This is a genomic window from Bacillus gaemokensis (assembly GCF_001590835.1).
Taxonomy (GTDB): domain Bacteria; phylum Bacillota; class Bacilli; order Bacillales; family Bacillaceae_G; genus Bacillus_A; species Bacillus_A gaemokensis.
In genome coordinates this window covers 1-8,466 of sequence record NZ_LTAQ01000037.1, presented here as the reverse complement: position 1 = coordinate 8,466, position 8,466 = coordinate 1, and the positions used below count along the sequence as shown (strand labels likewise).

Genomic DNA, 8,466 nt, shown 5'->3' with positions numbered 1-8,466 from the left:
CACAAACATCACGATGATTGTTCAAAACATAAACGTCATTGTGATTGTTGGAAACACAAACATCACGATGATTGTTCAAAACATAAACACCATTGTCATTGTTGGAAGCATAAACATCATTGTGATCGAAAACATTGGTAAGATTGTTTATGATTTTTTATTTTCTATGAGAAATTTTATAAAAAGATTCATTCTTTGTAAGAAAGGATGAGTCTTTTTTGTTTGCTACCAATAAAGGAGGGTATATTAATTTTTTATGAATACTATATTCAAAATAAAAAATAAGAATGGTAATAAAAATAACAAGTGTACAAACTTTCAATTCGTGTTTTTATTCCATCTACATATAGTTGTAAAGAGAATGGAGGGATAGAAGTGAGAATTACGTACAGAGAAAATGATGTAGACTTGTTAGCTCGTCTCATGAGAGCAGAAGCGGAAGGAGAAGGACAACAAGGAATGCTGGATGTTGGTAATGTCGGTGTAAACAGAGTAATGTGCGATTGTCTAGATTTTAAAGAAATTAGAAATATTCAACAAATGGTGTACCAACAACAAGGTGGAAATTATTCATTTGAAGCCGTGACAAAAGGATATTTTTATCAACGTGCGAGGGAAATTGATAAAGAACTAGCAAGAAAATGCCTAGAATATTGGAGAGGACATCCAGCAACTAATTCCCTTTGGTTTTTCAATCCTGTAGGGAATTGTCCTCCTGTTTGGTGGAATCAGATATTAGCAGGACAATATAAAGAACATTGTTTCTATCAACCAACGAGAGCGGATTGTCCAAAAGTATATTGATATACATATACATTACTATAAAATAAATTCTTCCCTACGATTCGTTAATTTTTTTACGTCTTTTCTTTGCTTTTGGGCACGAGGCTGGCTGGGGGTTTGGGGGTTAGCCCCCAAGAACTTCGCGTCATTTAAAATATCATGTAAGAGAAGTTCTTGAACGGATACACTGGCGGTTCGGCTCGTACAATTGCTTGTTCAAGTCGGGATGAAATTTGCTTGCTTTTGGTCTCTCGGCTTGGCGACAAATGCACACGAGCCGAAAAAAGTTCCGCAAGGACGATATAAAAAAGAAAAGGCGTTAGCCTTTAGGTGAGGATCAACGAACCGACTTTTTTATATCGAGGGTGGAGATTTTTGAGTGTTCTTTTCAAAAATACGACCCGTTCCTTTCGGAACTTTTAGCCCTTATATATAGAGTGAGATAGGGAAAATGAAGAAAGTCAATAATAGCAAGGGTTTAAAGAGGGTAGGGTGTGAAAAAAAATTCACACCTGTGTGAAAAAAAATTCACACCTAAAAAATGTAAAAAACAAAAAAAAGAAAGATGTCAATATTAAAATTGACATCTAAAATAAATAAATTGGTAATTTGTGCTTTTTAGTATCACCTTTAACTTTAAAGTTTCTTAAAGATTTTTTAAAAATATGTTGAGTTGCTCGATCAATACTATCTTTAGGAGAACAACACATAATATTTGGATTTACAAACCATGTACGACTAGTACAAACCCGCCCATCATCAGTTGCCATCCCTGCTTCTGCAACACCAAGAATCCCTTTCTTTAGTAAAGAATTCATTGTTTTAGAAACACTTTCTCTTGTTTTACCAACCTTTTCTGCTAAATAACTAGGCGTTGCTGCATTAATTTCAATTTCATTATCACTATTACTTTTTTCAATAATTACATTAGTTTTAAATTCTAAATAAGAAGAAATCTGCAATAGAAACGCTTGCTCTGCATTAGTAAAATAACCAATACGATTTAAATATTCCATATTGTCCATTATAATCTGCACAAACCTCACCCGATCCGTTGGCTTTTTCTTTTTTGCAATAAAATACTCTTCTCCTCCAGTCGCCTTACTTAATAACTGTAAAAGCATTGCTTTCTCTTCTTCTGAATAGCCACCAGCTTGCAACTGATCATAAATACTATCAATCTTACTATCTCTTGCTTTCGCTTTTTTTTCAGCTTGTCCAAAATCTACTACTTTACTCACTGTTTCTCCTCCTAATTCCTAAACAGAAAAACGAGAAACTAAAAAAGTATATACATATTCCATTTTCAAAATACAAACTTCATGTTAAAATACACATAGATAAAATTATTCCTGTTTAGGATTTTTTGAAAAGAAACCTTGTTCCAGCAAGGTTTCTTTTTTTATTCTACCACAAATTTCTACATAAAAGTTTCTTCTATCTCTTAAGGTATTGAAATCCCAACAAAGTTCAACAAAGATTTTATACTGATATAAACCGGAACAACAAATACAGCCGTTCCTAACCCATATTTGACCACATCTAACCAATTATTAATCCAAATACCTTTTCTAGCGTTCGAGATCATTCGATTGCTGTTTTCTTCGACTTCTTTTAACGTCTCTCTTGTTCTTCCACTCATGATCTCGATTTCCCATTTCATGTAATTCTTGATTTCGTTCATTTTTTTGTCGAGACTTTTTTGCATTTCTTCCATCTTTTGAAGTGTTTGACTGTTGTTTTCCTTCATGTTGTCCTGTCCATCTTTCAAAACGTTCCCCAATATCTTGATGCTCATGTCTAATATGTTCTCTTGCCTGGTCAATATTGAAGTCATCCCATCCATCGTTTGTTTGCTCGTTTTTTTGATGTTTTGTATCTCCGTATCGAAAGTCAATTTCTCTGCCGTCGACTTGTCCATTTGAACGCGAATATAACTCTTCATCAACTCGTTCAATTCTTCCGTTTCCTTCAATGCCTTCATTAATAATTGTTGCGCGGCCATGTCCTCGCTCTTGACTTCGTTCAATTTTTCTTGCAAACTCATTTTCTATCGTACCCCTTTCATATGCCAAACCTAGTGTTTTTCCTCGCACAAACCTCTGCATATCTGGGTGTTTAAAACTAATGTTTGCTCCTCTTTCTTTTACTTCAATTCTGTACTTATCTATTAATATTCTTTTAAATTCTTCATAACTTGATGTATTATGCTTCTCTAAATCTATAACTTGGCGGATCTCATCTTTCCAAGAGGATTTCCCTTTCTCTAAAAGACTCTTTTCAGCAAGTGTATAACGAACTTGTGCCGAAGGCTCTTTTACAACAGAAAGACCTCTCTCTTCGCAAAGTTCATCACTCATTTTTCGCACACGTTCAATTGCATCTACCCCATGAGCATGATACTTTCGTCCATCTTCCATGTTTACCGAATTGATGATGATGTGATTATGTACATGTTCTTTATCGGTATGCGTATAAATCGCAACTTCATAGCCCGGCGCAAGCTTCCTCGCTAAGTCCTCGCCAATTTTATTAGCCATTCCAGGCGTGACTTCGCCAGGTTTAAACGATTGAATCACATGATGGGCTTGTATACCCTTATTTTTGCCCCACATTTCTCTTGTCGCAGTCATTTGACTCCTAACATACTCCACATCACAATCAACGCCACAGGAGACCTCTGAGCGCTTCTCAGCATACCTCAATAATGCATTCGCATTTTTTGTATTTCCTAATTTAATTGTTGCCATGCCTTTTCCAATTCCTTTTTGATTTGCTCTATGTTGTAATTTAATCGTTTTAATTCTTCTTGATTGATCTGATCTCGAGCATTGCACCACTTTGCCACTTGGTTCAAATTAGTACCCACAGCCCGCAATTCCCTCGCAATTTCAATTGCTCCTTTTCGGTCAATCTTCGGTTGTCTTACTCTCACCCCTTGTGCCTTGGCTTTCACAAAAGCCGGCACACTCATTCCAACGTTATCCGCCATAAGCGTCAAACGTTGGAACTCGTCTTCGCTCACCCGAAATTTAATTTGTTTCGGCTCTGATCTAGTTTCGCTCACAACGTAATTCCTCCTCAGCGGCTGCCCATCTATAGAGGTCATCCGCCCGATAAAATATTATACTATATATTTCCATTTTATCGTAATCGTCGTAATTAGGCAAGCTTTACATTTGGTACCCAAATGAGCTTGGTTCTGCCTAGCAGAACACCCCCCAGCCCCCTTTACAAGGGGGAGTTACAACCTTGGACTTCGCCCAAACCCACTGGGGAAACCTTCCCCAGACCCCATAAAAAAACACCCCCATCCCCCTCATTTTTTGAGGGGGCTCCCTCGCCGGTAGGCAGGGTCAAAAGGGTACCTTTTGACAACCACAAGAGGGTCTGGGTATGGCAAGTATGTCAACTCCTTAATGCTCCTTCCCTCCGCTTTGCTTCAGTCGTCCGCTTACCGTTGACATACACCAAACAACTATCTTATCCAAAATAAACCCTTTCTAAGTACTATTACATAAAACCTTTTATTAACATACCAAGTAATCCTGTTAACAATCCTCCTATGGTTAAACGTAAAATCCATGTAGTATTGAAACTTATTTTTTCTAATTGTTTATTAATAGTTAAAACATCCTTTTCAGTAATCAATATTCTTGATTCCAAATTTCTTATATCACGTTGTATATCTTTTTGATCCGGCTTTAATTGTTGAAGTTTATTTTTTAACTCTTGAATTTCCTCCATATATAAATACCCCTTTATTTAAGCTTGTCTTATATCTGTTTAAATAAAAGTTACTTAATATTTATATGCTAATTAAAATCATCAAGCATAGATTCTTCTCCTATATATTTTATCTAAAAATGAATGAGTTAACAAAAAAGCCTAGTAATTACTAGGCTTTTTATGTGTAAAAGAGAATACCGTCTTCATTTCATCTTTAGATTTCCCATTACTGTATGCTCATTTTTATAATTAGTTTGAATGTAAACTTTTGTATATTAGTTTACATTCAAACCACCGAAAATATTGACTTTATCCAGATTCCCCTAATATCCTCAAAATCAGCGATAAAAGTATACATTCAAAACATGATAAATAAACATTTTTTTATCAGATTTATTTTTGTTCATTAAATTCGTTTGTTTTATAATGGACAATCTAACTTTTCTCCTTATTTAAAATAAAATAAACCATCATCTTCAATTTTGGAGGAATAAAAGTTGAGACCATATCCAAGTTATCATTATAACTTTATCCATTCATGTGCGGATGTATGTAGCCATTGCTTTCCTCTCCTACCATCAGTAGCAAAAAACGCTTGTCTTTCGGCTTGTATGGAAAAATGTTTTATGCAACAATTTTATCAAAACCCTCAATACCTGGGACATATCTGGAGATAGTTCTATTAAAAAGTGCAGAAACAAATTGTTACTGTACTTTTATTATTTTTTATAAGTATTTATCCCAATTCATCCTTATAAGATACTTACTTTTCTTTCATCCCCAGTAAACATAATCTCACTTATCGGTATTCAATGTATCTAGAAACCTAGAAAAGTCTCTTCAGAAGATCTGATGTGTAGAGATAATAAAGTTGTTTAATTTTGTGTTTATAAATACAATAACTACCTATCCATATTTAATTGGTAGTTATTAAAGTTATTTAAAAATTAGTTTACAACTTTCATTATATGATATTTTAAGCGCAATAAAGTTGTTTCATTTCGGAAAGCGTATCGTTCAACATAGCCCCCGTTTATAATAAATAACGTTCAATAATTTGTTTTGTTATTTCTTCTTGATACTTACTAGAAAAAGGGTCTGCAAAACCATGCTCTGCTTCTACAATTTCAATAAACACATTACTTTTTTGTTCTAACACTTTTTTCAATTCTTTTGGTTCAAAGGATTTTTCTTTATCGCCATACAATAAAATAACTTCAGCTTTTGGTTCAATTTCTATATATTGTCTGATACGAGAACCATAAAAACCAATTACCTTTTGAATTGATGGCTCATCACTACATAGCCAACCAACAGTTGCCCCTATACTAAAACCGACAATCTGAATTTGATTATAAGACTGTTCAACATTACGTATGAGTTTCTTTGTTTGTTGAAGTACAGTATCAAATCCAATATTTTGACTAAAATTATGATAGGCTACTTCTTCATTTTCATAAGAATATGGTACATCTTTCCCTAATAGATTAGGTATATATACATCATAGCCATTTTGAAAAAAATAATCTGCATAATATCGAATATGTTGATTGATTCCATAAATTTCGTGAAGTAAAATCACACATTTTTCAACATTTTGTTTTAACTCCATTAGTAAATTTACACTCCCTTTCTGCCCTTTATTGTACTAATAAAACATCGTAATATTGGGTGTTTTTGCCCATCCCCTCAAAAAGGGGGAATAACAAAAAACATTGTTGAAACCCTTATAAATAAAGGATTTTAATTATATTTAAAAAATATCTATTTCAAAACTTGTACAATTCATTTGACATATTTCAAATAGCGAAAAGTTGTATTTTTGAAACGAAAAAGTCTAGATTTTTAGCTGTGTCAAAAAGTACACTTTATGACATGATGTATGAATTTCTAATGAATTAAGCTAATTCCCCCGTTTCGGGGATTTGGGCAAAAACACCCAATATGGGTCCATTTTTTCTTATTTAATAATTGAAAAAATAATTCTTACTGTATGAATCCGCACTCTTAGTTGAAGAAAAGACGATATATACGATATGCAAACCTAATTAACATAACGCATCATTATCGGTAGCAAACAAAAAATTCACTCCTTATATAACAAAGAGTGAGCCTTTTTGTTTACTTATTAAATAAACGATTCCACAAAGAATTTTTTTGTTTTGTAATTGCAAGCTGTTGAATACTTCGTATATTTTCCATCAACATTTTATCTCTTTCATTTGCTCGGTTTTCTTGTCGAGTAAGTTGATGTTCCATACGTTCTAGAATTTCTCTATCACTTTTTCGTTCCTTTTCCATTTCTTCAATTTTTTCTAATAGGTGTCTATTAAGTTTGTCTTGCTCTTTTATATAATCTATTAAACTTTGTATTGATTCATTTGTTACAGATGTTAGAGAACGGCTAGCAGAGTGGGTTTCGCTTTTAGATTCTTGTTGTATTTCTTGGAGAGCGTCCCCCGTTCTTGATGAAGAGCGGTTTCCTTCACGCTTAGATATAATAACTTTTGCAGCTTGTTCTAAGTTGAATTTTTGCTCTTGTACTAAACTTTTAAACAGTATTAGTGTATCTTGATCATAGTGAGTATAATAGCGAGTACCATCATCATTTTTCTCCCAGTAATACCCGTTCTTTTCTAGCGCGGCAGCCCACTTTCTTAAAGTACTTACCCCGATATTTAAGCGTTCACTCATTTCTTTGTTTAACAAGACATATTCATATTCGTTCAAGCTATCACCTCACTCTTTAGAATATCATAAATTTTCTTGTGAGCGCTCTTTCACCCGCTCTTCAGTGACTATTCGAGAATTTAAGAGAATTCCCTTTGTATTTTCCAAGTTTAAAAGGACAACTTGTACCCTCTTTTTATTTCTTTGATTTTAGCACTCTCCTTGCCTTTGGGTAAGAGTGCTGGCTTGAGGTTTGAGTATAGTGAGTTAGTCAATTCCTTAATGCTCACTTCGTTCCGCTTACCGTTGATTGACATTTAAAGTTTATATGACTAATTATTTGTACAAACATTCCATAATCTTAATACATATACTATATCCATATTTATACAGATGTTAATTTTAAAAATTAGGAGGACAAAAAATGGCAAACTGTACAGGCATAGCTTGTTTTTTATTTACTTATTGGCCAATAGGAACTGTGGTTACAATTACAACTAGATCCGGACAAATTATTGGACCTGCTACTTTTTTAGGTTTAAATCCAACTATTTGTTTAGTTATATTGAAAGAGGAAGATACAATAACACCTGAGTCTACTAGTTTTACATTCATAAGTTGTGAAGATATAGAAAGTGTTACATTAACAACTTAGTCTATTATAAAAAAATAAAATATATGTTACGTCTACACTTTATTAATTTCTATTCGATTCCCTCTTGTATAGTTAATAGCCCTTTAAAAATATAGAAAAGAAAAACTATATATATAAAAGGTTTTTATGAAAACCTTGCTACCAATAATAGGACGTTATGTTAACTCTCTATGAATAATCATTCATAGAGAGTTTTTCTATACTTTTAAAGATTTTCTTATTTATAATCTCTTAACTTAGCAACAATAGCCCATGATCTATTCTTTCCGGAACTTTTAATCTTTATATATAAAATGAGATAGAAAAACGAAAATATAAGGTAGGTTAGTAAACAAGCGTTTTTCTTGATAGAACATAGAATAATATAACTCTTGTTTGAGAGGAGGTATAAGAAAATGAGTTGGAATAGTGATTGTTGGAAGCACAAACATCATGATGATTGTTCAAAGCATAAGCATCATAGTGATTGTTGGAAGCACAAACATCACGATGATTGTTCAAAACATAAACATCATTGTGATTGTTGGAAACACAAACATCACGATGATTGTTCAAAACATAAACGTCATTGTGATTGTTGGAAACACAAACATCACGATGATTGTTCAAAACATAAACACCATTGTCAT

At 33.3% G+C, this 8,466-nt stretch carries 10 protein-coding genes; 4 read left to right on the top strand and 6 right to left on the bottom strand.

Translation table 11 applies throughout. From position 1 onward, the window contains the following. Together AZF08_RS31460 and AZF08_RS21145 are read left to right on the top strand one after the other, a co-directional pair. The coding region (locus AZF08_RS31460; protein WP_235604074.1) for a hypothetical protein at window positions 1-211 on the top strand (211 nt) is incomplete at its 5' end. A 212-nt stretch (window positions 212-423) separates the two neighbouring features. After that, the gene (locus AZF08_RS21145) at window positions 424-804 is read left to right on the top strand and encodes a cell wall hydrolase (protein WP_051725969.1); all 381 of its coding nucleotides are present in this window, start codon (window positions 424-426) and stop codon (window positions 802-804) included. Between the two features lie 566 nt (window positions 805-1,370). Here the strand turns inward: AZF08_RS21145 and AZF08_RS21140 are convergent. The 6 genes from AZF08_RS21140 to AZF08_RS21115 all read right to left on the bottom strand — a co-directional run bounded on the left by AZF08_RS21140 (window position 1,371) and on the right by AZF08_RS21115 (window position 7,242). Beyond that, on the bottom strand, window positions 1,371-2,024 hold the full coding sequence (locus AZF08_RS21140; RefSeq protein WP_033679059.1) for a hypothetical protein: 654 nt from the start codon (window positions 2,022-2,024) through the stop codon (window positions 1,371-1,373). Between the two features lie 330 nt (window positions 2,025-2,354). Next, window positions 2,355-3,533: a relaxase/mobilization nuclease domain-containing protein gene (locus tag AZF08_RS21135; RefSeq protein ID WP_063177360.1), complete on the bottom strand. Its 1,179-nt coding sequence runs from the start codon at window positions 3,531-3,533 to the stop codon at window positions 2,355-2,357. Continuing rightward, window positions 3,515-3,850 carry a plasmid mobilization protein gene (locus AZF08_RS21130; protein WP_033679051.1) on the bottom strand — a complete coding sequence of 112 codons (336 nt, stop codon included), beginning with the start codon at window positions 3,848-3,850 and terminating at the stop codon, window positions 3,515-3,517. The genes AZF08_RS21135 and AZF08_RS21130 overlap by 19 nt, the downstream gene beginning before the upstream one ends. A 446-nt stretch (window positions 3,851-4,296) precedes the next feature. After that, window positions 4,297-4,530, bottom strand: coding sequence for a hemolysin XhlA family protein (locus AZF08_RS21125; RefSeq protein ID WP_033679053.1), 234 nt, complete (start codon window positions 4,528-4,530; stop codon window positions 4,297-4,299). A gap of 1,015 nt (window positions 4,531-5,545) precedes the next feature. Beyond that, the gene (locus AZF08_RS21120) at window positions 5,546-6,124 is read right to left on the bottom strand and encodes a dienelactone hydrolase family protein (protein ID WP_033679054.1); all 579 of its coding nucleotides are present in this window, start codon (window positions 6,122-6,124) and stop codon (window positions 5,546-5,548) included. A gap of 509 nt (window positions 6,125-6,633) precedes the next feature. Beyond that, window positions 6,634-7,242: a MerR family transcriptional regulator gene (locus AZF08_RS21115; protein WP_033679055.1), complete on the bottom strand. Its 609-nt coding sequence runs from the start codon at window positions 7,240-7,242 to the stop codon at window positions 6,634-6,636. A 364-nt stretch (window positions 7,243-7,606) separates the two neighbouring features. Between AZF08_RS21115 and AZF08_RS21110 the strand changes: the two genes are divergently transcribed. Further along, on the top strand, window positions 7,607-7,837 hold the full coding sequence (locus AZF08_RS21110) for a hypothetical protein (RefSeq protein WP_033679056.1): 231 nt from the start codon (window positions 7,607-7,609) through the stop codon (window positions 7,835-7,837). Between the two features lie 432 nt (window positions 7,838-8,269). After that, window positions 8,270-8,466: hypothetical protein (locus AZF08_RS21105; RefSeq protein ID WP_161486800.1), on the top strand; the 197-nt coding region annotated here is incomplete at its 3' end.

Excerpts from the sequence above, each read along its gene's own strand:
- AZF08_RS21110 (WP_033679056.1), top strand. The coding sequence starts at position 7,607 with ATGGCAAACTGTACAGGCATAGCTTGTTTTTTATTTACTTATTGGCCA.
- AZF08_RS21125 (WP_033679053.1), bottom strand. The coding sequence starts at position 4,530 with ATGGAGGAAATTCAAGAGTTAAAAAATAAACTTCAACAATTAAAGCCG.
- AZF08_RS21120 (WP_033679054.1), bottom strand. The coding sequence starts at position 6,124 with ATGGAGTTAAAACAAAATGTTGAAAAATGTGTGATTTTACTTCACGAA.
- AZF08_RS21145 (WP_051725969.1), top strand. The coding sequence starts at position 424 with ATGAGAGCAGAAGCGGAAGGAGAAGGACAACAAGGAATGCTGGATGTT.
- AZF08_RS21135 (WP_063177360.1), bottom strand. The coding sequence starts at position 3,533 with ATGGCAACAATTAAATTAGGAAATACAAAAAATGCGAATGCATTATTG.